The following is a 25516-nucleotide window of genomic DNA, read 5'->3' on the forward strand; positions in this document are numbered from 1 at the left end:
GAGGAAACCGTGAGTGACACCCCATTCGGATTCGGCCCCCCGAAGGAGCCGGACGACGACGGCGAGGGCGACGACAAGGGTGCCCGCAAGGGGGACGGCGACCGGAGCAGCCGGGACCCGTTCGGCTTCGGGGGCGCCGGAAGCGACCCGCAGAACCCGTTCGCGGCCATCTTCGGCTCGCTCGGCGGTCAGGGCGGCGCCATGGGCCCGCAGGACCTGGGCGCGGCCTTCCAGCAGCTCGGCCAGATGCTGAGCTACGAGGGCGGGCCGGTCAACTGGGACATGGCCAAGGACATCGCCCGGCAGACCGTCGCCCAGGGCGCGGCTGGGGGCACCTCCCAGGCCGGAGGCTCTGAGGGAGAGTCCAAGGACCGCAGCGTCGGGGACGCCGAGCGCAAGGCGGTCGAGGAGTCCGTACGCCTTGCCGACCTGTGGCTGGACGGGGCGACGTCGCTGCCCTCCGGCTCGGGCGTCGCGCTGGCCTGGAGCCGCGCGGAGTGGGTCGAGGCGACGCTTCCGGTCTGGAAGGAGCTGGTCGACCCGGTCGCCGAGCGCGTGGGCGCCGCGATGGGCGGTGTGCTGCCGGAGGAGATGCAGGCCATGGCCGGCCCGCTCATCGGCATGATGCGCTCGATGGGTGGAGCCATGTTCGGCACCCAGATCGGGCACGCGGTGGGGGTGCTGGCCGGCGAGGTCGTCGGCTCCACCGACATCGGGCTGCCGCTCGGGCCCGCGGGCAAGGCGGCGCTGCTGCCGGTGAACATCCAGAGGTTCAGCGAGGGCCTGGGGGTACCGCAGGACGAGGTGCGGCTCTACCTGGCGCTGCGCGAGGCGGCGCACCAGCGGCTCTTCGCGCACGTGCCGTGGCTGCGCTCGCACCTGTTCGGCGCCGTCGAGGGCTACGCGCGCGGCATCAAGGTCGACACGTCCAAGCTGGAGGATCTTGTCGGCCAGGTCGACATCGAGCGGCCCGAGCAGTTGCAGGAGGCGCTGCAGCAGGGCATGTTCCAGCCGGAGGACACGCCGGAGCAGAAGGCGGCGCTGGCCCGGCTCGAGACGGCGCTCGCCCTGGTCGAGGGCTGGGTGGACGCGGTCGTGCACGCGGCCGCGGAGCCGCACCTGGACGCCCCGTCGCTGAACTCGCTGCGCGAGGCGCTGCGCCGCAGGCGCGCCACGGGCGGTCCCGCGGAGCAGACGTTCGCGACGCTCATCGGGCTGGAGCTGCGGCCGCGGCGGCTGCGGGACGCCTCGCGGCTGTGGGCGTCACTGGCGGACGCGCGCGGGGTCGACGGCCGGGACGCGCTGTGGGCGCACCCCGACATGCTGCCGACGGCGGGCGACCTGGACGACCCGGACGGGTTCGTGCACAGCGAGCAGGCAGACTTCTCGGAGCTGGAGAAGCTGCTGGGCTCGGGTGCCGACGCCGAATCCGGTGACGCCGGCGGGAAGGACACGCCGGACGAGAAGGGCGGCCCGGACGGGCAGGAAGGCCCCGACGGGCAGGACGGCGACAGGGGCGACGGCAAGGGCGACGCGGACAAGTGACGCTGCGGGCCGACACCGAGCGGGTACTGAAGGAGTGGAGCGCGCCTGACGGCGGTCAGGACGCGCTCCGCCTCACGTACCTGGAGTTTCTGGCGGCACATCCCGACGGGATGTGGAAGCCGTGCGCGGACGGGCATGTGACGGCCAGCGCGCTGATCGTCGACACGGCGCGCGAGCGGGTGCTGCTGACCCTCCACCGCAAGCTGAACATGTGGCTGCAGACGGGCGGGCACTGCGAGCCGGAGGACGCGACGCTGGCCGCGGCGGCGCTGCGGGAGGCGCACGAGGAATCGGGCGTGGCGGACCTCACGCTGCTGCCCGGCGGTCCCGTGGGCCTCGACCGGCACCACACGCCGTGCGCCTGGCACCTGGACGTGCAGTACGCGGCGCTGGCCCCCGAGGGGGCGGTGCCGACGATCAGCGAGGAGTCGCTGGACCTGCGCTGGTACGGGTACGACGAGGTGGCCGGCGTCGCCGACGAGTCGGTGGCGCTGCTGATGGAACGCACCCGGGCGCGGCTGGCCTGACGGCGGGGCCTGGGAGCGGCGGGCTGGGAGCGGCCGACGTGAGGGCCGACGGCTAGTCGCCGCCTGCCGGCGGGCTGGTCGGCGCGGGGCGCGGGATGAACGGCAGGCTCTCCCCCGCGACGACGCCCTCCAGGTAGCCGCGGGCCCGCTCGGTGCGGGGGTAGGCGCCGACGAGGTCCCAGAAGCCGGGGCCGTGTCCTGGCACGAGCAGGTGGGCCAGCTCGTGGATCAGCACGTAGTCGATGACGTACTCCGGCATGCCCTTCAGCCGGTGCGAGAGGCGGATCGTGCCCTCGGCGGGGGTGCAGGAGCCCCAGCGGGTGTTCTGGTTGGTGACCCAGCGCACGCTGCTGGGCCGGGCCCGGCCGTCGAGGTACTGCGCGGACAGCCGCTCGGCCCGGTCGGCCAGCTCGCCGTCGCCGGGCATCCGCCGGTTCTCCTGGGCCTGGAGCTTGTCGAGCATGACCGTGACCCAGCGCTGCTCCTCCGCCTCGCTCATGCGGGCGGGGATCAGCACGACGGTGCGGTCGCCCTCGCGATATGCGGAAACCGTCCTGCGCCTGCGCGCGCTGCGTCTGACCTCGACCGCTCTCGACGGTTTCGGCCGTCCCGGGATGTGCTCTGGGTCAGCGGGCACGGCATGACGTTACCTGGTCAGGGTGAAGAAAGTCCCGGCCAGGAGACGGTGTGCGGCACCGTCGCAGAGGTCGCGGCCAATTCGTAATACTTTTTCCGGCACCTGTGGATAACTCATGACGCAATGGGGCGGGCGGCTGGCAGAGTGACGGAGGAACGAGGGGGCGCGATGCATCCGATGATCAAGCCGGCGCTGCGGCGGAGCTGGCGCGGCAGGCACACCATGCAGATGGGCGTGACCAGGGCACATGCGGTGTCGATCCATCCGGTCGACTCGGCGACGGGGCTGTTCCTGCGCCGGCTGGACGGCACGCGCGGGCTGGACGCGCTGCGCCGCGAGGCGCACAGGTTCGGCCTCTCCCCCCGGTCGGTGGACACGCTGGTCGCCCGATTGACGCGGGCCGGGCTGATCGACGACGGACCGCCCCCGCCGAATGGCACGGGAACTCCCCGGGACGGCCACCCGACCTCCACGGACCGTCCACGTCACATCCACCGTTCCCCGCACGCCGATCCTCCGGCGACGCACGCCCCGCCGTCGGGCGACCCGCCGCGACCCGCTCGGCCCCCGGCCGATCCGTCACGGAGCGGCCCGCTGTCGTCCAGCCCGACGGTCGTCCTGCGACGGGCCAGGCCGCCGTCGTCCGGCCAGCAGCCGTCCGCTGCGCCGACGGGACGGGGTCCGTCGTCCGGGGGCCGCAGGCGGGACGGGGTGATACCGGCGCGGCTGCGGGCGGACCAGGCTTCGCTGTCCGTCGTGCACCCCGAGCCGGGGGCCGCGGTGGCGCGGCTGGGAGCGCGGCGAGGGCTGCGGGTGGTGGTGCGCGGTGCCGGGCGGGTGGGGGCTTCGGTGGCGGCGCTGCTCTCCGCGGCGGGCGTCGGCGGGGTGGAGGTCGTCGACGGCGGCTGCGTCGAGCCGTGGGACGTGGCGCCGGGCGGTCTGGGCGCCGGGGACCTCGGCCGGCGGCGCGGTGAAGCGGCCCAGGGCGCCGTGCGGCGCGCCGGGCCGTGGCCGGCGGCGCGGGGCGGGCGTCCGGGCGCGGCGGTGTCGCTCGTGGTGCTGGCGCCGCGGGACGGGCTGGCAGCGTACGCGCCGGATCCGGAGGTCGCACGGCAGTACCGCGAAGCGGGCATTCCGCACGTGTACGCGGGGGTGCTGGAGGGCACGGGGGTGGTGGGACCGCTCGTGCTGCCGGGTGGTTCGGCGTGTGCGGGCTGCCTCGCGGCGGCCCGGACGGAGGCGGAGCCGGAGTGGCCCCGGATGCTCGCCCAGTGGCGGGCCGGAGGTGATCGGGAGGGTGTCGCCGCGTGCGACGTGGCGTTGGCGACAATGGTGGCAGGGTTGACGGCCGCCCACGCGCTGACTTTTCTCGACGGGCGGCTGCCGGTCTGTACGGGGGCCCGGCTGGAGTTCGCGCTGCCGGGCCTGGCCTGGGAGTTGACGGAGCTCGATCCACACCCGAAGTGCGGGTGCGGTGCGGCGGCAGCCGCTGACCGGGATACGGGAGTGGCCCATGTCTGACCTTCCGCGCAAGGCGATCACGCGTACGGCCAGGCTGGCCTCGCTCCCGGTGGGCTTCGCCGGGCGTGCCACCTGGGGGCTCGGCAAGCGGCTCGGCGGCCGGCCGGCCGAGCTGGTCGCACGGGAACTCCAGCAGCGCACCGCCGAGCAGTTGTTCAAGACGCTGGGCGAGCTGAAGGGCGGGGCGATGAAGTTCGGGCAGGCGCTGTCCGTCTTCGAGTCCGCGCTGCCGGAGGAGATCGCGGGGCCGTATCGCGCGGCCCTGACCAAGCTGCAGGAGGCGGCGCCGCCGATGCCCGTGCGCACGGTGCACGGAGCGCTGACGGAGCGGCTGGGCCCGGACTGGCGCGATCTCTTCCTGGAGTTCGAGGACACGCCCGCGGCGGCGGCGTCGATCGGGCAGGTGCACCGGGCGGTGTGGCACGACGGCCGCGAGGTGGCGGTCAAGGTGCAGTACCCGGGCGCGGGCAAGGCGCTGCTGTCCGATCTGGCGCAGTTGGGGCGCTTCGCACGGCTGTTGGGCCCGCTGGTGCCGGGGCTGGACATCAAGCCGCTGATCCAGGAGCTGCGGGACCGGGTGTCGGAGGAACTGGACTACGCGCTGGAGGCCAAGGCCCAGAGCGCGTACGCGGAGGAGTTCGCGGGCGACCCGGATGTGCTGGTGCCGGACGTGGTGCACCAGGCGGACCAGGTGCTGGTCACCGAGTGGCTGGACGGGGTGCCGGTCTCGGAGCTGATAGCGAACGGCTCGCGGGCGGAGCGGGACCGGGTGGGCCAGTTGCTGGCGCGGTTCCTCTTCGCCGGTACGGCGCGCACGGGTCTGCTGCACGCGGATCCGCACCCGGGCAACTTCCGGCTGGTGAAGGAGGGCGAGCCGGAGGAGTGGCGGCTCGGGGTGATGGACTTCGGCACGGTCGACCGGCTGCCGGGCGGACTGCCGGAGGAGATCGGCATCGCGCTCGGGATGACGCTCGAAGGCGAGGCGGACGAGGTCTACGAGCTGCTGCGCGAGCAGGGGTTCGTGAAGCCGGACGTCGAGCTGGACCCGCAGGCGGTGATCGACTATCTGCTGCCGATCATCGAGCCGGCGGCGGTGCCGGAGTTCGCCTTCAGCCGGGAGTGGATGCGGACGCAGGCGGCCCGGATAGCCGATCCCCGCAACCCCGCGCACCAGTTGGGCCGGCAGCTCAATCTGCCGCCGTCGTATCTGCTGATACACCGGGTGACGCTCAGCACCATCGGGGTGCTCTGCCAGCTCGGTGCGCAGGTGCGGATGCGCGAGGAACTGGCGGAGTGGCTGCCGGGCTTCGCCGAGTACGCCGAAGGGGGCCGTCCTGAGGACGACCCCCACGAGGGTTCGGCGACGGAGGACCCGGCGACGGCGACCGCCTGACCGGGGCCGGCCGCCGGCGGCCGGAGCCGTGGTCGCCGCCGCCGGCCGCGGGCGCGGGCCCGGCCCGCGGCAGTTACTGCATGACCGCCATGGCCAGCGCGCGCCGGGCGCGCATGTGCGCGCGCTCGGCCCGTCGCTGCATCCGCCGGGCGGCGATGAGGCGCAGGGCCCTGCGTTCCTGCTCCGCGGCCTCTACCCGGTCCCGATACTGGGCCCGGGCGAGGGCTTCTGGCATGAGTTGCATCTGAAGGTTCCTGTTCTGGCGCTCGTCGTAGGCGCCTGCTTCGTGACGTGCTGCGGGGTAGTCGGTGGACGGGCTCATCGTCGTTTCCTGCTCTGCCGGTGCGTGTGCGCGTGGACGGTCGATCGTGCCGTGGGCGTTCATGCCACGACCGGGTTCTTCCGCGGACGCCCACGCGGCCGCTTGCGCGGCACCACCACGCCCTGGACGAAGAGTTCGCCGCCCCAGACCCCCCAGGGCTCGCGGCGCTCCTTCGCACCCGCGAGGCATGCCTCACGGACGGGACAGGTCTGGCAGAGGGACTTGGCGTACTCGACGTCCGCCGGAGTCTCCGCGAAGAACACTTCGGGGTCGTAGCTCCGGCAGGGCACGAGGTCGCCGAGCGCGTCGATTCGCTCGTCGAGCTCGGTGAGAGCGGTGAGCTGGGTCGTCAAGGGGACCTCCAGGTCGGTGGTGCCGGGCACGGGGTCGGGCGTGGGCCTGTGCGGGGTGTGCACGGGGAGTGACACGGTTCCGTCCTTGCTCGTCGTCTTGATCAACTTCTGCGTTGGGCAAATCAAAAGGGCCGCGGATCCCGGTTCGGGTTCCGCGGCCCTGGAAGGTGCCGTCTCAATCGATTCGATCAAGATGGTTCTTTCCAGGGATCAGGCCCGCGGAAGGCCCGCATGTGCGTCGTGGCCGCAATGCCGCCTGCAAAGGCGCCATTGGCCCACTCCTGCTGGAGGCCGGCACCCGCTGCCGCCGCCGCATAGGCCGGAGCCTGCGCCGCTGCTACCAGGAGTGCCTTGGTCGGTCGCTCGTCACGGATGTCGGCACCCAGACCGCCGCTGACACCGGACACACCGGTGGCGGGGACCTGGAGCTTGGAGAGGGCGAGCAGGCAGGAGGAGACGACCTCGCGACCGTCGGCAGCACGACCTTCAAGTTTCGTGATGCTGATCATGGTTTTCTCCTCCTCTCTGGTCTCGTCGGACCGGCGAGCCGGTCCAAGGTCTCCTAGTACAACACGGAATCACCGGCTCCGTGAAGAGCTGTTCTTCCGTGCCGGAAGGCTATGAGGCTACTCCCGGCGATCGCAAACCATTTTTCGGGGATTTTTTTCCGGACCCCGTCAGGGCTCCTCGGCGGGCTCGCCGGACAGCTCCCGGCCGGCACAGAGATCCAGGACATCGCCGCCATATCGGTCGAGTTTGCGCTTGCCCACACCCGAAATAACCGACAGTTCCTGCTCGTTGACCGGCGCGGCCTCGGCGATGGCGATCAGGGTCTTGTCGGTGAAGACGCAGTACGCGGGCTGTCCCAGTTGCTGCGCCTGGACCGCGCGCCAGTCGCGCAGCCGCTCGTACAGCCCCTCGTCCATGTCCGAGGGGCAGTCCTCGCAGCGCATCAGTTTGAGCTCGCCGGCGTCCGTCAGGGTCCGCCCGCAGACCCGGCAGCGCACCGGTCCGCGGCGCCGGCGCCGGGCCGCCGCGCCCCGTTCGGCACCACCGCGCTCCACGCCGCCCTGCGACACCGCCCCGGCGTCGCCCCCGCGTCCCGAGCCCGGCCGCAGCCCGGTCAGGAAGCGGCTCGGGCGCCGCGAGGCCCGCCCGCCCGGCGAGCGGGACAGCGCCCAGGACAGCGAGAGGTGCACCCGGGCCCGGGTGATGCCGACGTAGAGCAGCCGGCGCTCCTCCTCGATCTGCTCGGGCGTCTTGGCGTACGTGATGGGCAGCATGCCCTCCGTGAGCCCCACCAGGAACACCGCGTCCCACTCCAGGCCCTTCGCGGCGTGCACTGAGGCGAGCGTCACACCCTCGACCGTCGGCGCGTGCTGCGCCGCCGCGCGCTCGGCCAGCTCCTCGACCAGATCCCCGAGCGCCGCACCCGGCCGGGCCCGCGCGAAGTCCTCGGCCAGCCGCACCAGCGCGGCCAGCGACTCCCAGCGGTCCCGCGCCGCGCCCGAGCCGGCCGGCGCCTCCGCGGACCAGCCCATCGTCCCCAGCACGGCCCGCACCTGCGCGGCCAGGTCGCCGTCCCGGCCGGCCTCGTCCAGCATCGCGTCGTTCTTGCCGGCCACCGCCGCCCCGCGCAGCTTGACCCCCGCCTCGCGCACCTCCGGCCGCTCGAAGAACCGCTCGGCGCCCCGCATCTGGTACGGCACGGAGCGGTCGGCGAGCGCCTGCTCGTAGACCTCCGACTGGGCGTTGATCCGGTAGAGCACGGCGATGGAGCTGGGCGCCACGCCCGCGTCGATGAGCCGGCGGATGTGCCGGGCGGTGCCCTCGGCCTCGGCGGGCTCGTCCGCGTACTCCGCGAAGGCCGGCTCCGGGCCCGCGTCGCGCTGCGCGACCAGCTCCAGCCGGGCGGCGGCGGCCCGTCCCGTGGCCTGGGAGAGCACGCCGTTGGCCAGGTGGACGACCTGGGGTGTGGAGCGGTAGTCCCTGACCAGCTTGACGACGGTGGCGTCCGGGTGCCGGGTGCGGAAGTCCAGCAGGTGGTCGGGGGTGGCGCCGGTGAAGGAGTAGATCGTCTGGCTGGCGTCGCCGACGACGCACAGGCTGTCCCGGCCGCCGAGCCACAGTTCGAGGAGCCGCTGCTGGAGGGGGCTGACGTCCTGGTACTCGTCGACGACGAAGTGCTGGTACTGCCGGTGCACCTGCTCGGCGATGTCCGGGCGGTCCTGGAGCACGCCGACGGTGAGCAGCAGCACGTCCTCGAAGTCGATGACGCCGCGGTCGCGCTTCAACTGCTCGTACCCCCGGTAGATCCCGGTGATCTCCGCCGGGTCGCGCGGGGCGTCGCGGCCGGTCTTGGCGAGCGCCGCCGCGTAGTCCTCGGGGGCGGTCTGGGTGACCTTCGCCCACTCCAGCTCGCCGGTGACATCCCGCAGCTCGTTGCGATCGAGGCGGACGCGGGTGCGCGCCGCGGCCTCCGCCACCAACTGGACCTTCCGCTCCAGCAGCCGCGGCAGCTCGCCGCCGACCGCGCGCGGCCAGAAGTACTGCAACTGCCGCAGGGCCGCGGAGTGGAACGTCCGCGCCTGCACCCCCGGGGCGCCGAGCTGGCGCAGCCGGCCGCGCATCTCGCCGGCCGCCCGGTTCGTGAACGTCACGGCCAGCACGCTGCCCGGCTGGAGCACGCCGGCCCGCACCCCGTACGCGATGCGGTGGGTGATCGCGCGCGTCTTGCCCGTGCCCGCGCCGGCCAGCACGCACACCGGGCCGCGCAGCGCCGTCGCCACCTCGCGCTGCTCCGGGTCCAGCCCGGCCAGCACCGCGTCCGCCGAGCCCGGGACGGCGGGGAACTCCGTGGGCTCCGGGGACAGGGAGGGCTGCGAGGACGACGGGGGCTGCGGTGCTGCTGTCACCCCGCCATGCTGCCAGGTCTGCCGGGACCGGTGTGCCGGTTGTCCACAGGCCCGGGTTGAGGGGCCGGGTTATCCACAGATGGCGGGCGGGACTACGGGAATGGCGGCGTCCCCGGGTACGTTCACCTTCCGGAACAGATCACGCCGCGACCCGGCCGACCCCCAAAGGAGCGCAGCGACATGGCGGGCACCGTCACGATGTACAGCACGACCTGGTGTGGCTACTGCCGTCGGCTGAAGAGCCAGATGGACCGCGAGGGCATCCCGTTCGAGGAGATCAACATCGAGCAGGACCCGGACTCCGCCGCCTACGTCGAGAGCGTGAACAACGGCAACCAGCTCGTGCCGACCGTCGTCGTGGTGCCGAGGCAGGGCGGCGAGTCCGTCGCCATGCCGAACCCCTCGCTGGCGCAGGTCAAGGCTGCCCTCGGCGCCTGACCGCGGCCGCCGGCGCGGGGCGCGCAGCCCGGCGCCCGGCAGCGCGCCCGCAGGACCCGCGGCGGCCGTCAGCCCGGCCGCCGCGGCAGGTCCGAGCCGTACCACAGCTCGATCAGCCGCCCCGCGATCGAGATGCCGTACGGCGGCAGCACCTCGCCCGACTCATAGGCCGCGCCCAGCTCCTCGCGGGAGAACCAGCGCGCCTCGTGCAGCTCCTCGCCGTCCACCCGGATCTCCGCGCCCTTGGCGTCCGCCGCCCGCGCGAGAAAGCCCACCATGAGGCTCGACGGGAACGGCCACGGCTGGCTGGCCACGTATTCCACGTCGCCGACCACCACTCCCGCCTCCTCGAAGACCTCCCGCCGCACCGCGTGCTCCAGCGACTCCCCGGGCTCGACGAAGCCCGCGAGCGTCGAGAAGCGCCCCTCCGGCCAGTGCACCTGGCGGCCCAGCAGGATCCGGTCCTCCGGGTCCGTCACGGCCATGATCACGGCGGGGTCCGTACGCGGGTAGTGCTCCGCGCCGCACGCCGGGCAGCGGCGGATGTGGCCGGCGGCGGCGATGACCGTACGCTCCCCGCAGCGCGAGCAGAAGCGGTGCAGCCGCTGCCAGTTCTCCAGCGCGACGGCGTGCACCATCAGCCCGGCGTCCTGCTCCGACAGCAGCAGCCCCGCCTCACGCAGCCCCGCCGCGCGCGCGGTGTCGTCCATGCGGCCGGGCAGCGAGTCCTTCTGCAGCGCGAAGTAGCGCACGCCGCCGGAGTCGGTGCCGAGGAAGTAGCGGTGCTGCTCGGTCGGCGGGGCCTCGAAGGCCGGCGTCGTGACCAGCGCCGTGCCGCCGTCCGCGGTGTCGTCGATGAGCACCTGGCCCTCGCAGACCACGAAGACCCGGGTCGTCGGGTGGCTCCAGGCCGCGGCAAGCCACGCCTCGTCGATGCGGTGGTGGGCGGCGCGGTCGACGCCGCTGTCCGCCGTGAAGGAGACAGTCCGAGAGGCCGCCCGGTCGATGCCCGTGGTCACTGCTGCTCCCCTTCCGCCGCGCCGCACACGGCCCCCGCGCGCTCGTCCCGCAGGTACGCCGACGGGTCGGCGACGCTGCCGGGGGTGGTGCTCATGCCCCCGAGCCTAATCGGTCCGGCCCGACAGCAGGGCCTCAAGCTCCGCTCTTCCCGGCAGTGTGGCCGGACGCACGATCTCCCCGGTGCGTACGTACAGGAAGGCGGCGGTGACATCGGCGAGCGGCAGCCGCTCCTGCTCGGCCCAGGCGAGCCGGTAGACGGCGAGCTGGAGGGGGTCGGCGCTGCCGCTGCGGCCGGTCTTCCAGTCGACGATCTCGTAGCCGCCGCCGGAGTCGCGGTAGACGGCGTCGATACGGCCGCGGACCAGGCGGCCGGCGAGGCTGAGCTGGAAGGGGGCCTCCAGGCGGTACGGGGTGCGCCGGGCGTACGGGGACCGCTCGAAGGACTCCTTCAGGGCGGCCAGCTCGCGCTCGTCGGCGATCTCCGGCGCGTCCTCCTCGCCGCCGGGCAGCTCGTCGGGGCCGAGCATGGGCAGCGGCAGCGCCTCGAACCGCGACTCGACCCAGGCGTGGAACCGCGTCCCGCGCCGCGCGGCCGGCATCGGCGGCCGGGGCATGGGCCGGGCCAGCTCCTGCGTGAACGCCTCGGCGTCGGCGGCGAGCCGGAGGAGCTGCGAGGCGGTGAGCGAGGCGGGCAGGGTGACGTCCCGTACGGGCCGGCGGGCGGCGAGCAGCTCCGCTTCGAGGGCGTCGAGGTCCCGGTCCCAGGACTCGACGACCCGCACGTCGGCGGGCCCGAGGGGATGGGCCGCGGCGCCGTCGGGGTCGGCACCCGGGGCGTCCGGCGTCGTCCGGCGGGCCAGCGCCGCCGCCACCGCCGCCGCGGCCTCGTGGCGCCGGGCCGCGGCCGCCGGGGCGAGCGGGAGGGGCCACGCGCGCTCCGCGGCGTGCTCCGCCAGGGCCGGGTTCTCCGCCTCCTTCGGGGGTTCCGGGGCCCACGCCTCGACCTCGCCGCCGCCGCGCTCGCAGTGCTCCCGCAGCGCGTGCAGGAACGCCGACGGGCCCCGCGCCTCCTTCTGCGTCGGGCCCCACCAGTGCCCGGAGCCCAGGAGCAGCGACCGGGGGCGCGTGACCGTGACGTACCCGAGGCGCAGTTCCTCCACCTCCTGGTGCTCCCGCATCGCGGCCTTGAAGTCCTTCAGCCCCCGCGCGGTCCACTCGGCCACGTCCGGCAGCGTCTCCGCGTCGCCCCGCAGCGCGTGCGGCAGCACCTTGCCCTGCGTGACCCACGACTCGCGCGGCTGCCGGCTCGGGAAGTGCTTCTCCACCAGCGCGGGCACCACCACGACGTCCCACTCCAGGCCCTTCGCCTTGTGCGCCGTGAGCACCTTGACCGTGTCCCGCCCGTCGCCCGGCAGCGAGCTGTCCAGCCCCTTCTCGTACTGCGCCGCCGTGCGCAGGAAGCCCAGGAACGCCAGCAGCGTCGCCTCGCCGTCGAGCGCGGCCGACGAGGCGTAGTCGGCGGCGACGTCGAGGAAGCGCGCCAGCGTCTCGCGCCGCCGCGCCGCCAGCGCGTGCGGCGACGCGGACAGCTCGACCTCCAGGCCCGTCACCCCGAGCACCCGGTGCAGCACGTCCATCAGCGGGTCCGCCAGCGACCGCCGCAGGTCCCGCAGCTCCGCCGCCAGCCGGCCGAACCGCTTCCGCGCCGCCGCGCCGAACGGCAGCCCGTCGTCGGGCTGCCGGGACTCCAGGAACGTGTCCAGCGCGTCGGCGAGCGACGCCACCTCCGCCGGGTCGACGCCCTCCACGGCCTGCGCCAGCCGCTCGTCGTCGCCCTCTTCGCCGTCGGTACGCGCCGTCGCCACCAGCAGCCGCGCGCGGCGCCCCAGCAGCGCCAGGTCGCGGGCGCCGATGCGCCACCGCGGGCCGGTCAGCAGCCGGACGAGCGCGGCGTTGGCGGTCGGGTCCTGGAGCACCTCGCACATCGCCACCAGATCCGCGACCTCCGGCAGGTCGAGCAGCCCGGCGAGACCCACGACCTCCACGGGGACGTCCCGGGCGACCAGCGCCGCCTGGATGTCGCCGAAGTCGCCCGCGGTGCGGCACAGCACGGCGACGTCGCCGGGGGCCGTGCCCGTACGCACCAGATGCGCCACCGAGTCCGCCAGCCACTCCAGCTCCGCCCCGTACGTCGGCAGCAGCGCGCAGCGCACCGTGCCGTGCCGCTCCGCGCCCGGGGCGGGGCGCAGCGCATCGACGCCGACATGGCGGGCGCGCAGGGGGGCGGCGAGGCCGTTGGCGAGTTCGAGCAGGCGCCCGCCGCTGCGGCGGTTCTCGCCGAGCGCCTGGCGGCGCGCGGGGGTGCCGTCGGCGGTCGGGAAGTGGGCGGGGAAGTCATCGAGGTTGGCGACGGAGGCGCCGCGCCAGCCGTAGATCGCCTGGCAGGGGTCGCCGACGGCGGTCACCGCGTGCCCCGTACCGCCGCCGAACAGCCCGGCCAGCAGCCGCCGCTGGGCGACGGAGGTGTCCTGGTACTCGTCCAGCAGCACCACCCGGCACTCCTCGCGCAGCAGCCGCCCGACCGCCGGGTGGTCCTCGGCGAGCAGCGCGGAGTGGGCGATCTGGTCGCCGAAGTCGAGGAGGTCGCGGCGGCGCTTCTCACGCCGGTAGGCCCGTACGAGGTGCAGCAGCTCCAGCCGGGCCTGCGCGGCCCTGGGGGCCTTGCGCAGCTCGTCGTTGGTGAGCCGGACCCGGTCGAGACCGGCGAGCTGCGCGGCGCCGAAGTCCGCCAGCGCGTCCGGCTCCACGAGGTGTTCCGCCAGCTCGGCGTCGAGCGCGAGGAGTTCGCTGACGAGCGTCGGGAGGGACTTCGTCAGCGCGGGGTACGGGCCGGGGGCGGTGCGCAGGACGCGGGCGGCGAGCTGGTAGCGGGTGGCGTCGGCGAGGAGGCGGGCGCCGGGTTCGAGGCCGATGCGCAGGCCGTGGTCCTTGAGCAGTTGGCCGGCGAAGGCGTGGTACGTGGAGATCCGCGGCTCGCCGGGCTCCGCGGCGCCGTCGCCCGGCACCCCGTCGCCGTACGCGCCGTCGCCGTACGCCCCGCCCGCACCGCCCGCCGGCGTGACCCCCGCCTGCGCCAGCGCCCGGCGCACCCGCTCCGCCAGCTCCGCCGCCGCCTTGTTGGTGAACGTCAGCCCCAGCACCTGCTCCGGCGCCACCTGCCCCGTGCCGACCAGCCACACCACCCGGGCCGCCATCACCGTCGTCTTACCGGACCCCGCACCCGCCACGATGACCTGCGGGGCGGGCGGTGCGGTGATGCACGCCGTCTGCTCCGCGGTGAAGGGGATCCCGAGGAGCTCCTTGAGCTGATCGGGGTGGGTGATACGGGCCGGCATTCCAGCGAGCGTAGCGGCGCCCGCCGACAACCGGGGCCGTGCGGCTGCCGACGGGCGCGCGGGACGCGGGATGCGCTCCGGGGCGTACGCGCCCGGCTCCGGCCGGAGTTCGGCACCGAGCCGGGCTGCGCACCCGGGATCCGCTACGGGCTCAGCCGCCCAGCTCGTTCAGGTTCACCGCGTCGGCGGGCGCCGTGACGTCGACCTTCTCGTTGAAGTCCGAGAACTCGGCCGTGCCCGGCTCGTCCCCGTCCTCGATGTCCATCTTGAGGATGTACGGCTCGCCCTCGGTGGCGATGTGGACCCGCGTGGTCTCGCCGTCCTCCTTGGCGATCAGCGTGATGGTCGGGGTGCCCCGCACCTCGCCCTCGTCGCCCTTCTCCGTGGTGTCCTTCTTGTTGCCCTTGCCGCCCTTGTCCTCGTCGTCCATGTCCTTGAGGATCGTGTCGAGGTCGCAGAAGGACGCGAAGTCGTCCTGGCCGGCGCCCATCTCCACCCAGCGGTCGCCCACCGTCGCCTCGATGAGCTGCGCCTGCTCCGGGCTGCCGGCGTTCTGCTCCCAGAACTTCGTGTCCGGCTTCATGTAGGAGGTACCGCCGACGCGGCGGATCTCCGCGGTGGCACCCTGCGTGGTGACGGTGCCGGTGCACTCGCCCCCCTTGGTCACCGACAGCTTCATCGCCGTCGCCGCCGCCCCCGTCTGCTGGAAGTCCAGGGTCATGGACTTGGCGGAGCGCATGGCCGCCACCGTCTCGTCCTTGATCTCCTCGGCCGACTTGCCCGCGAGACCGCTGTCCTCGCTGCCGCACGCCGAGAGGGCCGTCACACCCAGGGCCGAGACCAGCGCCGCCGCCACCACGCTCTTCCGCACAGTCAATCCTTACTTGTTGCTTACACCTGACCGATTGGTCATACGACCACACAGACGGCCGCGGTGTCACACCGGGGTCTCATACTGTGGTCTCACTCCACGACGTGCCGGCCCTCCGGGCGGGCGCTGCACGAGCTGCGGAACGCGCACTGCGCGCAGTGGTCGCCCGGCGTCGGCCCGAACCGCTCGTCGAGCACCCGGGCGGCGGCGGTCGCCAGCAGCCGGGGCACCCAGTCGCCCTCCGGGGGCGGCTGCTGCTGCACCTTCGGCAGCGCGTCGCCGCCCTCCCGGACGGGCGCCCCGATCCGCAGGTGGACCAGCTCGGCGCCGCCGGACACGGTGCGCTCCGCGCCGGCCGCGCCCTCGGCGACGGCGGCCTGGTACACGGCGAGTTGGGCGTGCTCGGCGACCTCGGGTCCGGTCGGCCGCGACTTGCCGGTCTTGAAGTCGACGACGTACGCGCGGCCTTCGGCGTCCTCCTCGATCCGGTCCATGGTGCCCTTGATCTGCACCTCGTACGTACCGGCCTTCAGCGTGACGTCGAAGTCCCGCTCGCTGTCGACCGGACGGCGGCCCCGCTCCAGCACGTGCCAGCGCAGGAAGCGCTCCAGGGCGGCGCGCGCGTTCCCCTTCTCCTGCGCGGACTTCCACGGGGCGTCGAACGCGAGGCCGTCCCATACGCCGTCGAGGCGTTCCATGAGCGCGTCGAGGTCGGCGGGGGTACGGCCGGAGGCGACCTCGTCGGCGAGGGCGTGGACGACGAGGCCGAAGCCCTGCGCGGCGGACGCCGGCGCATCGGCGCGTACCTCGCGGCCGAGGAACCACTGCAGCGCGCAGGTGTCCACCAACTGCCCCACGGCGCTGCCGGAGAGCACGACGGGCAGGTCGCGGTCGCGCAGCGGCACCGCGTTCTCGGTCGGTTCGTCCAGGCCCCACCAGCGGTCCGGGTGCGCGGCGGGCACCAGCGGGCGGCCGTCGTCCGCCGGCGCCGCGAGCCGGGCCAGCCGCCCGGCGGCGGCGGCGCGCAGGGCGTCGGACGCCTCGGGGTCGACGGTCGTCGCGCGCAGTTCGGCGACCATCGCAGCGACGGACAGCGGGCGGCGGGGGCGTCCGGTGACGTCCTTGGGGTCGACGCCCAGCTCCGCGAGGAACCGCGACGGCTGGTCGCCGTCCTCGGCGGGCGCCTTCACGGCGGTGACGACGAGCCGTTCGCGGGCGCGGGTGGCGGCGACGTAGAACAGCCGGCGCTCCTCGGCGAGGATCGCGCCGGGCGGCAGCGGCTCGGCGAGACCGTCGCGGCCGATGCGGTCCGCCTCCAGCAGGGAGCCGCGGCGGCGCAGGTCGGGCCAGAGGCCCTCCTGCACCTGGGCGACGACGACGAGCCGCCACTCCAGGCCCTTGGCGCGGTGGGCGGTCATGAGGCGTACGGCGTCGGGGCCCGCGGAGTCGTCGGCGCGGCGGGTGAGGACGTCGGCGGCGATGTCCTGGGCTTGGAGCTCTTCGAGGAAGTTGAGGGCGCCGCGGCCGCCGGTGCGGTCCTCGGCGCGGGCGGCGGTCTCGAAGAGGGCGCAGACGGCGTCGAGGTCGCGGTCGGCGTTGCGCCCGGCGGGACCGCCGCGGGCGGCGGCGCGCTGGAGCCGGGCGGGCCAGGGGGTGCCGTCCCACAACTCCCACAGCGCGGCTTCGGCGGTGCCGCCGCGGGTGAGGAGGTCGCGGGCCTTGCGCAGGAGGAGGCCGAGGCGGAGGGCGTTGCCGGCGTAGGCGCGGTCGTGGACGACGAGGCGGCGGGGCTCTGCGAGGGCCTCGGCGAGGAGGACGTCGGAGGGCCGCGGTACGGAGCGGCCTGCGGCCCGCTCCTCGTCGCGGAGCGCGCGGCCGAGGCGGCGCAGGTCGGCGGCGTCCATGCCGCCGAGGGGGGAGGAGAGGAGGGCGATGGCGACGTCGGGGGGGATCCAGGTTGCGGGGTCGGGGGTTGGTGGGAGGTCGGTGTGGGGTGCGTCGGGTTCGTCGGGTTCGTCGGTTGGTGCGGGGTCGGTGTGGGGTTCGTGGGCGGGTGCGGAGCCGGTGCGGGGCTCGGGGTGGGTGTGGGATTCGTCGGCGGATGCGGGGTCGGTGTCGCGGTCGCCGGGGTTCGTCCCCGGGTCGGGTGCGGCGTCTTGCGTCGCATCGGTCGGCGGCGCCTTCGGCGCCGGGTCTTCCACCCGCCCACCCGTTGCCGGCGTACGCCCCGGGACCGCGCCGACGCCGGGCTCCGCGTCGTCCGCGACCCCGCCGTCGCGCACCGCGGGGTTCGTCCCCCCGTCAAGTGCCGCGTCTTCAGTGGGCCGAGACGTCGTATCGCCGCCCTCCCCCTCCTCCGGCCCCGCCGGAGGCAGTACCGCTGCGGCCGTTGTTCTCAGGGCTGTCAGCAGGGGCTGGACCGCCGGTTCGTGGCGTAGGGGCAGGTCGTCGCCCGCTATGTGGAGGGGGACTCCCGCCGAGGTCAGGGCGCGGCGGACCGACGGGATCGTGCGGGCGCCCGCGCGGACCAGGACCGCCATCTCGCGCCACGGGACGCCCTCTTCGAGGTGCGCCCGGCGCAGGATGTCCGCGACGTTGTCCAGTTCGCCGCTCGCCGTCGGGTACGTGTACGCCTCCACCCGCCCCCCGTCGCGCACCGGCGCCAGCCCCCGGTGCGCCCGTACCGCCGCCGACGGCAGCCGCGGCAGCGGCATCCGGCGGGTGAGCAGCCGCGTCGCCGCCAGCGGCTTCGCGGCCGAGCGCCGCGACGTGCCCAGGACCGCGACCGGCGCCGGCGCGCCGTCCCGTCGCGGGAAGACCTCCGGGAACGTCAGGACCCCCCCGACGTCCGCCCCCCGGAACGCGTAGATCGACTGGTCCGGGTCGCCGAAGGCGACCAGCGTCCGGCCGCCGCCCGCCAGCGCCCGCAGCAGCCGCACCTGCGCCGCGTCCGTGTCCTGGTACTCGTCGACGAACACCGCGTCGTACCGCCCCGCCAGCTCCGCCGCCACCCGCTCCGACTCGGCCAGCAGCACCGCCCGGTGCACCAACTCCGCGTAGTCGAGCACCCCCTGCATGTCGAGCACGTCCAGGTACTCCGCCAGGAACTCCCCCGCCGCCCCCCAGTCCGGCCGCCCCGCCGCCGCGAACCGGTCCAGCGCCGCCGCCCCCAGGCCCAGCTCCCGGCTGCGCGCCAGCACCGCCCGCACCTCGTCGGCGAACCCGCGCGTCGTCAGGCAGGCCCGCAGCTCCGCCGGCCAGGCGACCCGCGCCCGGGCGCCGTCCGCGTCGTGTCCCGCGAGCAGTTCCCGTACGACGACGTCCTGTTCGGGCCCTGACAGCAGCCGCAGCGGCTCGACGAACATCTCGGCGTCCTGGTGCGCCCGCACCAGCGCGTAGCAGTACGAGTGGAACGTGCTGGCCTGCGGCGCCGGGGCGCCGTCCAGCCGGGCCGCCATCCGGTCGCGCAGCTCCACCGCCGCCTTGCGGCTGAACGTCAGCACGAGGATCCGCTCCGGGTCCGTCCCGCGCCTGATCCGCTCGGTGACGGCCTCCACCAGAGTGGTCGTCTTGCCCGTCCCCGGCCCGGCGAGTACGAGAAGCGGTCCGTCCCCGTGATGAACCACCGCGCGCTGCGCTGCGTCCGGCACAGGGGGGACCGGCCGCACGGGCGCGGTGCGGACGAGCCGGTAGGCCGGGGGGGAGACGGACAAAGTGCTCACATGTATCGCCGGTGGCAGAGGACGGGAGGGAGGTGCCGGTTGCCGAACCGTACTCCGTACGGGCGGCGGCCCGGGCCGTTTGGTGCCCGGTGTCGGAAGCTGTCAGATATGACCCTCGACACCGTCGCCGCTGCCGTCCCAGCGGGCGCGGCGGAGGTCGATGCGCTGGTCACCCGCGGTGGTGGCGCGCAGGGGCGTGCCCTCCACCCGGTACTGCTCCAGGGCCTCGCGCTCGTGGCCGGGCAGCGGCCTGCCGTCGGCGCGCACCACGCGCCACCAGGGCACGGCGCTCCCGTAGAGCGCCATCACCCGGCCCACCTGGCGCGGCCCGCCGCGGTCTATGAACTCCGCCACATCCCCGTACGTCATCACGCGGCCCGGCGGGATGCGCTCCGCCACGGAGAGCACCCGGTCCGCATACTCGTCGAGAAGGCCCGTGTCCGGGCCCGGGGGGCCGGCGGAGGGTGTCGCGTCGTCCATCCGCCCCATCCTGCCCCAGACCGCCGACAGTCCGGCGCCGCGACCGGCAGCGGGCACACCGCTGTAAAGCACACCCGGATGCGACCATCGGAGACATGCTCGTGCCACCATCGTGCGGGCGGTGACTGGTGATACGAGACGAAGACGGGACAACCCAGGGCATGCGGCGCGACTCCGCGGCCGAGCCTCCGCCGGCTGAGCCGGCCGCGGAGGCGCAGAGCCCTGCCCGCCTGGACGGTGCCGCGCGGGACGAAGGGGGCGCGCGCCGCGGCCGGGTGCCGCACGTGGAGCACGGCGCGGGCGAAGCCGTGGACCCTGTGGACGTGTACGAGGCGGGGGGCGCGCGCGACGAGCGGGACGGGCCGGACGGGCAGACCCACCCGGACGGGCAGGGCCTCCCCGGCGAACAGGAAGTGCCTGACGGGCCCGACGAGCGGGCCGGGCAGGGCTCGTACGACGAGCAGGACGCCGGCCGCGACGACTCCCCCGACCACCCCCGCGGCCTCTACGACACCCCACGCCCCCAGTCCCCCGCCACCACCCGCCACGACTCCCGCCGCCGCGCCGCCCCCGGCCCCATCGAGGGCGACGACCCCCTCCTGCCCGCCCGCGTGCACCGCCCCTCCGACCTCATGCGGCTGCTCCTCGGCGTCCTCGGCATCGCCGCCGTCCTGGGCCTGGCCGCCGTCGCGCATGCCACCACCGAGGGCCTGGAGGAGGACATCACCAAGGGCGCGGAGTACACGCCCTCGTTCGTCGTCACCCTCGGCGGCCTGACCTCCAGCATCGCCGTCCTCATCGTCCCGGTCGCGTTCGCCGTCGAACGCCTCGTCAAGCGCGACGGCCTGCGCATCGCCGACGGCGTGCTCGCCGCCGTCCTCGCGCACGGCGCCGGGCTCGCCGTCTCGCTCTGGGTCTCCGAGGGCGCCCCCGGCTCCGTGCAGGGGGCGCTGACGCAGATCGCCCGCGGCGGCGAGCGCACCGACCCCGTACACGGCTATCTCGCCCCCGTCATCGCGTACATGACCGCCGTCGGCATGGCCAGGCACGCCCGCTGGCGCGTGCTGATGTGGACGGTCCTGGTGCTCGACGGCCTCGCGGTGCTCGTCGGCGGCTACACCACCCCGTTCGCCATCCTGCTCACCGTCCTCATCGGCTGGACCGTCGCCTACGGCACGATGTACGCGGTCGGCTCCCCCAACGTCCGCCCGACCGGCCGCAACCTCCTCGCCGGCCTGCGCCGCGTCGGCTTCCGCCCGGTCAGCGCGCTGGTGCCCGAGGAGCAGCCGGACCTGGAGGGCGACGGCCGCGGACGGCGGTTCGTCGTCACGCTGGAGGACGGCCCGCCGCTGGACGTCACCGTCGTCGACCGCGAGCAGCAGGCCCAGGGATTCTTCTACCGCGCCTGGCGCCGGCTGTCGCTGCGCGGCGTCTACCAGCGGCGCAGCATGCAGTCGCTGCGGCAGGCACTGGAGCAGGAGGCGCTGCTGTCGTACGCGGCGATCGCCGCCGGCGCCAACGCCCCCAAGCTCATCGCCACCTCCGACCTCGGCCCCGACGCGGTCATACTCGTCTACGAGCACACCGGCGGCCGGCCGCTGGCCACCGTCGCGGACGAGGCGATCACCGACCGGCTGATGCGCGAGAGCTGGCGGCAGGTCAAGGCGCTCCAGTCGCGCCGCATCGCGCACCGCAGGCTGGACGCGGACGCCGTGCTGGTGACGCGGTCGGGCAAGGTGATCCTCACCGACCTCAGCAACGGCGACATCGCCGCGGGCGACCTCGTGCTGCGCATGGACATCGCCCAGTTGCTGACCACCTTCGCGCTGCGCGTCGGCGCGGAGCGGGCGGTCGCGGCGGCGGTGGAGGTCCTCGGCCCGGACGCGATCGCCGACGCGCTGCCGCTGCTCCAGCCGATCGCGCTGACCCGGGACACCCGCGCGGAGCTGCGCCGGCTCTCCCGGGAGCGGGCGGCGCGCGAGCGGGAGGCGGTCATCGAGGCGTCGCGGTCGCGCAAGCACCAGGCGGCCGGGGACCGCAAGAGCATGCGGGCCGCCAAGCAGGCCGAGAAGCGGGCGATCGAGGGCGCGCTGGACGAGGCCCGCGAGGAGGACGTGCTGACGCAGATCCGCCAGCACGTGCTGCTGATCCGGCCGCAGGCGCCGGTGGAGCCGGTACGGATCGAGCGGATCAGGCCGCGCACGCTCGTCAGCATCATCGCGGGGGTCTTCGCCGCGTACTTCCTGCTGACGCAGCTCACCCACGTCAAGGTCGACGACGTGCTGGCGCAGGCGAACTGGCGCTGGGCGGCGCTGGCCGCGCTCTTCTCCTCCGCCACGTACCTCGCCGCCGCGATGTCGCTGCTGGGCTTCGTCCCCGAGCGGGTGCCGTACGGGCGCACGGTGCTGGCGCAGGTCGCCGCCTCGTTCGTCAAGCTGGTCGCCCCGGCGGCGGTCGGCGGGGTCGCGCTCAACACCCGCTTCCTGCAGAAGTCGGGCATCCGGCCGGGCCTGGCGGTCGCGAGCGTCGGCGCCTCACAGCTCTTCGGCCTCGGCAGCCACATCCTGCTGCTGCTGACCTTCGGCTATCTGACGGGGACGGAGCGGACGCCGTCGCTGTCCCCGTCCCGTACGGTCATCGCGGGACTGCTCGCGGCGGCGGTGCTGATCCTGATCATCACGGCCGTACCGTTCCTGCGGAAGGCCGTGTCGTCGCGGATCCGGTCGCTCTTCGCGGGCGTGGTGCCGCGCATGCTGGACGTGCTCCAGCGCCCGCAGAAGCTCGCGGCGGGCATCGGCGGCATGGTGCTGATGACGCTGTCGTTCGTGCTCTGCCTGGACGCCTCGGTACGGGCCTTCGGCGGCGACCTCAGCTTCGCGAGCGTCGCGGTCGTCTTCCTCGCCGGCAATGCGCTGGGCTCGGCGGCCCCGACGCCGGGCGGCGTGGGTGCGGTGGAGCTGGCGCTCACGGCGGGTCTGACGGCGGCGGGGATGCCCAGCGACACGGCGCTGTCGGCGGTGCTGCTGTTCCGGCTGCTGACGTTCTGGATGCCGGTGCTGCCGGGCTGGCTGTCGTTCACCCACCTGACCCGCAAGGGCGCCCTGTAGCCGGCCCCCGCCGGGCGGGCGGCACGCTGGTGGCCCGCGGGCGGGTCAGAGGTCGACGACGTTCCAGGGCCGGATGCTCCACTTGTCCACCAGCCCGTTCGCCACGTACGGGTCCCTCCTGACGAACTCCTCGGCGGGCCCCGGGCCATCGGTCCGCCAGACCAGCAGGCCGCGCGGCGGGGCATCCGTCATGGCGCCGGCCATGAAGAGGTCGCCGTGCCCGTGGTACTCGCGGATGAGGTCGAGGTGGGCCTCGCGATAGGCGTCCCGCCGCGCCAGGTAGTCGTCGACGTAGGAGTAGTCGAGGACGTAGTAGGACACGCGGCCTCCCTGGTGGCGGGGGTGAACGGTATGGGGACCACCGTACTCACCCGTACGCCCCGCGCAGCGCGCGGCCGTCCGCGCCCCGCCGGACGATGGCAGTCCGCCACCGCCGAGACCGGGGAGCCATCGTGCGGGTCACCAAGCCGACCACCGCCGTCACCGCCGCCACCGTCCTTCTGACCGCCCTGGCCGCGGCCGGCTGCGGCATCGCGTCGTCGTCCGAGCGCGACGGCGGCCTGGAGGACGGCGCGGCGGCCGCCGGCATCCACTGGGGGGCGTGCAAGAACCTCCCCAAGCCCGCGCCCGGGGCGCCGGCCGCGAAGACCGACTGGCAGTGCGGCACGCTCGACGTACCGCTCGACCACGACAAGCCGGACGGCGAGAAGATCGGCATCGCCATGATCCGCGCCAAGGCCACCGGGCCGCGGGCGGACCGCATCGGCTCGCTGCTCTTCAACTTCGGCGGCCCCGGCGGCTCCGGCATCGACACCCTCCCGGGCCTCGCCCCCCAGTACAAGACGCTGCACAAGCGCTACGACATCGTCAGCTTCGACCCGCGCGGCGTGGGCCGCAGCGAGGGCGTGCACTGCCTCGACGACCGCGCGCTCGACAAGTACTTCGCCGCCGACAACACCCCCGACGACAAGGCGGAGGAGAAGGCGTACCTCGACCGGATCCACGACTTCGCCGCCGCCTGCGAGAAGAAGTCGGGCAGGATCCTGCCGCACGTCGCCACCGAGAGCGCCGCCCGCGACATGGACCTCATGCGCGCCGCGCTCGGCGACGACAAGATGCACTACTTCGGCATCTCCTACGGGACCGAACTGGGCGCCGTCTACGCCCACCTCTTCCCGCAGCGGATCGGCCGGGCCGTGCTCGACAGCCCGGTGGACCCCACGCAGAACAGCGCGCAGCGCTCGCTGGCGCAGGCGAAGGGCTTCCAGCGGGCGCTGGAGAACTACGCCGAGGACTGCGCCCGGCAGGGCAAGCAGTGCCCCCTCGGCGACGCCGCCGCCGGCGAGCCCGCGGTGGCCACCGAGGACGTCGCGGACCTGCTGCAGCGGCTCGACGGCAAGCCGATCCCGGCCACCTCCGGCCGCGACCTGACGGAGTCGCTGGCCACCGGGGGCATCGCGCAGTCGCTGTACTCCAAGCAGCTCTGGCCGCTGCTGACCCAGGGCCTGGAGCAGGCGCAGGGCGACGACGGCGCGACCCTGCTGCTCCTGGCCGACGCACTCAACGGCCGCGAGCCCGACGGGCACTACACCACGCTCCAGTCGTCCTTCCTCGCGGTCAACTGCGCGGACACCAAGGACCGCTACTCGATCGACGACATCCGCGACCGGCTGCCGGAGTTCCGCAAGGCGTCGCCGGTCTTCGGCGACTTCATGGCCTGGGGCCTGGCGTCCTGCGACGGCTGGCCGGTGACGGGCAAGCGCTTGACGCCGCAGGTGAGCGCGAAGGGCGCGGACACGATGCTGGTCGTCGGCAGCACCGGCGACCCGGCGACGCCGTTCGAGGGCACGCAGCGGATGGTCGACGCGCTCGGCGGCGACGTGGCGGTGAAGCTCACGCGCGTCGGCCAGGGGCACGGGGCGTACGGCAGCGGCAACCGCTGCACGCAGGAGGCGGTCGACACGTACCTGCTCGACGGCCGGGCCCCGAAGAACGACACGACCTGCCGCAAGTAGCCCGCCAGACAGACAGACGTGCCGCCGCCGGAGAACCTCCGGCGGCGGCACGCCGCGTCGTCGTACGCCCCCGCGTCAGTAGACGGGCTTGTCCGGCTCGATCTGGTTCACCCAGCCGACCACGCCGCCGCCCACGTGCACCGCGTCGGCGAAGCCCGCCGACTTCAGCACCGCCAGGACTTCCGCGGACCGGACACCCGTCTTGCAATGCAAGACGATCTTCTTGTCCTGCGGCAGCCCCTCCAGGGCGTTGCCCATGAGGAACTCGTCCTTCGGGACCAGCCGCGCGCCGGGGATCGAGACGATCTCGTACTCGTTGGGCTCCCGGACGTCGATGATGTCGATGTTCTCGCCGTCGTCGATCCACTCCTTGAGCTGCTTCGGAGTGATCGTGGAGCCGGCCGCGGCCTCCTGCGCCTCGTCGGAGACGACGCCGCAGAACGCCTCGTAGTCGATGAGCTCGGTGACGGTCGGGTTCTCGCCGCAGACCGCGCAGTCCGGGTCCTTGCGGACCTTGACCTGGCGGTACTGCATCTCCAGGGCGTCGTAGATCATCAGCCGGCCGACCAGCGGGTCGCCGATGCCGGCGAGCAGCTTGATGGCCTCGTTGACCTGGATCGAGCCGATCGACGCGCACAGCACGCCCAGCACGCCGCCCTCGGCGCAGCTCGGCACCATGCCGGGCGGCGGGGGCTCGGGGTACAGGCAGCGGTAGCACGGGCCGTGCTCGGCCCAGAAGACCGACGCCTGGCCGTCGAAGCGGTAGATGGAGCCCCAGACGTACGGCTTGCCGAGCAGCACGCAGGCGTCGTTGACCAGGTAGCGGGTGGCGAAGTTGTCCGTGCCGTCGACGATCAGGTCGTACTCCGCGAACATCTCCATGACGTTCGAGGAGTCCAGCCGCTCCTGGTGGAGCTGGACCTTCACGTACGGGTTGATGCCCAGCACCGTGTCGCGGGCGGACTCCGCCTTGGGGCGGCCGATGTCCGCCTGGCTGTGGATGACCTGCCGCTGCAGGTTCGACTCGTCGACCTCGTCGAACTCGACGATGCCGAGCGTGCCCACACCCGCCGCCGCCATGTACATCAGCGCGGGCGAGCCGAGGCCGCCGGCGCCCACACAGAGCACCTTGGCGTTCTTCAGCCGCTTCTGGCCGGCCATCCCGACGTCCGGGATGATCAGGTGGCGCGAGTACCTGCGGACCTCGTCGACGGAGAGCTCGGGGGCGGGCTCGACCAGCGGTGGCAGCGACACG

The 25516-nt window shown here is 74.1% G+C and carries 19 protein-coding genes; 7 read left to right on the forward strand and 12 right to left on the reverse strand.

What is annotated here, in order from left to right; genetic code table 11:
* The first annotated feature begins 9 nt into the window (after window positions 1-9).
* A complete protein-coding gene (locus CXR04_RS11235; RefSeq protein WP_101421701.1) occupies window positions 10-1545 on the forward strand; it encodes a zinc-dependent metalloprotease in 1536 nt (511 codons plus the stop codon).
* Window positions 1542-2072: an NUDIX hydrolase gene (locus CXR04_RS11240; RefSeq protein ID WP_101421702.1), complete on the forward strand. Its 531-nt coding sequence runs from the start codon at window positions 1542-1544 to the stop codon at window positions 2070-2072. Before CXR04_RS11235 ends, CXR04_RS11240 begins: the two co-directional genes overlap by 4 nt.
* A gap of 52 nt (window positions 2073-2124) precedes the next feature.
* On the opposite strand, the gene CXR04_RS11245 is transcribed toward CXR04_RS11240, so the two are convergent.
* On the reverse strand, window positions 2125-2709 hold the full coding sequence (locus CXR04_RS11245) for a M48 metallopeptidase family protein (RefSeq protein ID WP_101421703.1): 585 nt from the start codon (window positions 2707-2709) through the stop codon (window positions 2125-2127).
* Window positions 2710-2877: 168 nt separating this feature from the next.
* Here CXR04_RS11245 and CXR04_RS11250 point away from each other — a divergent pair, with 168 nt between their 5' ends.
* Together CXR04_RS11250 and CXR04_RS11255 are read left to right on the forward strand one after the other, a co-directional pair.
* Window positions 2878-4230 (forward strand): ThiF family adenylyltransferase, encoded by a 1353-nt coding sequence (locus CXR04_RS11250; protein WP_101421704.1) that lies wholly within the window; start codon window positions 2878-2880, stop codon window positions 4228-4230.
* Window positions 4223-5623 carry an ABC1 kinase family protein gene (locus CXR04_RS11255; RefSeq protein WP_101421705.1) on the forward strand — a complete coding sequence of 467 codons (1401 nt, stop codon included), beginning with the start codon at window positions 4223-4225 and terminating at the stop codon, window positions 5621-5623. Before CXR04_RS11250 ends, CXR04_RS11255 begins: the two co-directional genes overlap by 8 nt.
* A gap of 73 nt (window positions 5624-5696) precedes the next feature.
* On the opposite strand, the gene CXR04_RS11260 is transcribed toward CXR04_RS11255, so the two are convergent.
* The 4 genes from CXR04_RS11260 to CXR04_RS11275 form a co-directional block, all read right to left on the reverse strand.
* Entirely contained in the window at window positions 5697-6008 is a 312-nt protein-coding gene (locus CXR04_RS11260) for a hypothetical protein (RefSeq protein ID WP_164716094.1), read from the reverse strand.
* Window positions 6005-6328: a WhiB family transcriptional regulator gene (locus CXR04_RS11265; protein WP_276314995.1), complete on the reverse strand. Its 324-nt coding sequence runs from the start codon at window positions 6326-6328 to the stop codon at window positions 6005-6007. Before CXR04_RS11265 ends, CXR04_RS11260 begins: the two co-directional genes overlap by 4 nt.
* A 158-nt stretch (window positions 6329-6486) precedes the next feature.
* On the reverse strand, window positions 6487-6807 hold the full coding sequence (locus CXR04_RS11270) for a hypothetical protein (protein WP_101421707.1): 321 nt from the start codon (window positions 6805-6807) through the stop codon (window positions 6487-6489).
* A gap of 168 nt (window positions 6808-6975) precedes the next feature.
* Window positions 6976-9213 carry an ATP-dependent DNA helicase UvrD2 gene (locus CXR04_RS11275; RefSeq protein ID WP_324841485.1) on the reverse strand — a complete coding sequence of 746 codons (2238 nt, stop codon included), beginning with the start codon at window positions 9211-9213 and terminating at the stop codon, window positions 6976-6978.
* A gap of 180 nt (window positions 9214-9393) precedes the next feature.
* Between CXR04_RS11275 and CXR04_RS11280 the strand changes: the two genes are divergently transcribed.
* On the forward strand, window positions 9394-9651 hold the full coding sequence (locus CXR04_RS11280) for a mycoredoxin (protein WP_101421709.1): 258 nt from the start codon (window positions 9394-9396) through the stop codon (window positions 9649-9651).
* Window positions 9652-9719: 68 nt separating this feature from the next.
* On the opposite strand, the gene nudC is transcribed toward CXR04_RS11280, so the two are convergent.
* The 5 genes from nudC to CXR04_RS11305 all read right to left on the reverse strand — a co-directional run bounded on the left by nudC (window position 9720) and on the right by CXR04_RS11305 (window position 19139).
* Window positions 9720-10670 (reverse strand): NAD(+) diphosphatase, encoded by a 951-nt coding sequence (gene nudC / locus CXR04_RS11285; RefSeq protein WP_101421710.1) that lies wholly within the window; start codon window positions 10668-10670, stop codon window positions 9720-9722.
* 105 nt (window positions 10671-10775) lie between these two features.
* Window positions 10776-14066, reverse strand: coding sequence for an ATP-dependent DNA helicase (locus CXR04_RS11290; protein WP_101421711.1), 3291 nt, complete (start codon window positions 14064-14066; stop codon window positions 10776-10778).
* Between the two features lie 151 nt (window positions 14067-14217).
* Entirely contained in the window at window positions 14218-14937 is a 720-nt protein-coding gene (locus CXR04_RS11295; protein ID WP_101421712.1) for a hypothetical protein, read from the reverse strand.
* Window positions 14938-15029: 92 nt separating this feature from the next.
* Window positions 15030-18587: an ATP-dependent DNA helicase gene (locus CXR04_RS11300; protein ID WP_234380172.1), complete on the reverse strand. Its 3558-nt coding sequence runs from the start codon at window positions 18585-18587 to the stop codon at window positions 15030-15032.
* A 174-nt stretch (window positions 18588-18761) separates the two neighbouring features.
* Window positions 18762-19139, reverse strand: a complete 378-nt coding sequence (locus tag CXR04_RS11305) for an MGMT family protein (RefSeq protein WP_101421713.1) — start codon at window positions 19137-19139, stop codon at window positions 18762-18764.
* Between the two features lie 161 nt (window positions 19140-19300).
* Here CXR04_RS11305 and CXR04_RS11310 point away from each other — a divergent pair, with 161 nt between their 5' ends.
* Entirely contained in the window at window positions 19301-22246 is a 2946-nt protein-coding gene (locus tag CXR04_RS11310; protein WP_101421714.1) for a flippase-like domain-containing protein, read from the forward strand.
* 45 nt (window positions 22247-22291) lie between these two features.
* Here the strand turns inward: CXR04_RS11310 and CXR04_RS11315 are convergent, their stop codons facing one another.
* Window positions 22292-22567 (reverse strand): YciI family protein, encoded by a 276-nt coding sequence (locus CXR04_RS11315; RefSeq protein ID WP_101421715.1) that lies wholly within the window; start codon window positions 22565-22567, stop codon window positions 22292-22294.
* Between the two features lie 131 nt (window positions 22568-22698).
* Here CXR04_RS11315 and CXR04_RS11320 point away from each other — a divergent pair, with 131 nt between their 5' ends.
* Window positions 22699-24261 carry an alpha/beta hydrolase gene (locus CXR04_RS11320; RefSeq protein ID WP_101421716.1) on the forward strand — a complete coding sequence of 521 codons (1563 nt, stop codon included), beginning with the start codon at window positions 22699-22701 and terminating at the stop codon, window positions 24259-24261.
* A gap of 75 nt (window positions 24262-24336) precedes the next feature.
* Here CXR04_RS11320 and moeZ read toward each other — a convergent pair whose 3' ends face one another.
* On the reverse strand, window positions 24337-25515 hold the full coding sequence (moeZ, locus tag CXR04_RS11325) for an adenylyltransferase/sulfurtransferase MoeZ (RefSeq protein WP_101421717.1): 1179 nt from the start codon (window positions 25513-25515) through the stop codon (window positions 24337-24339).
* Between the last annotated feature and the right edge of the window lies 1 nt (window position 25516).

The sequence above is a fragment of the Streptomyces sp. CMB-StM0423 genome (genome assembly GCF_002847285.1).
In the GTDB taxonomy this organism is placed as follows: domain Bacteria; phylum Actinomycetota; class Actinomycetes; order Streptomycetales; family Streptomycetaceae; genus Streptomyces.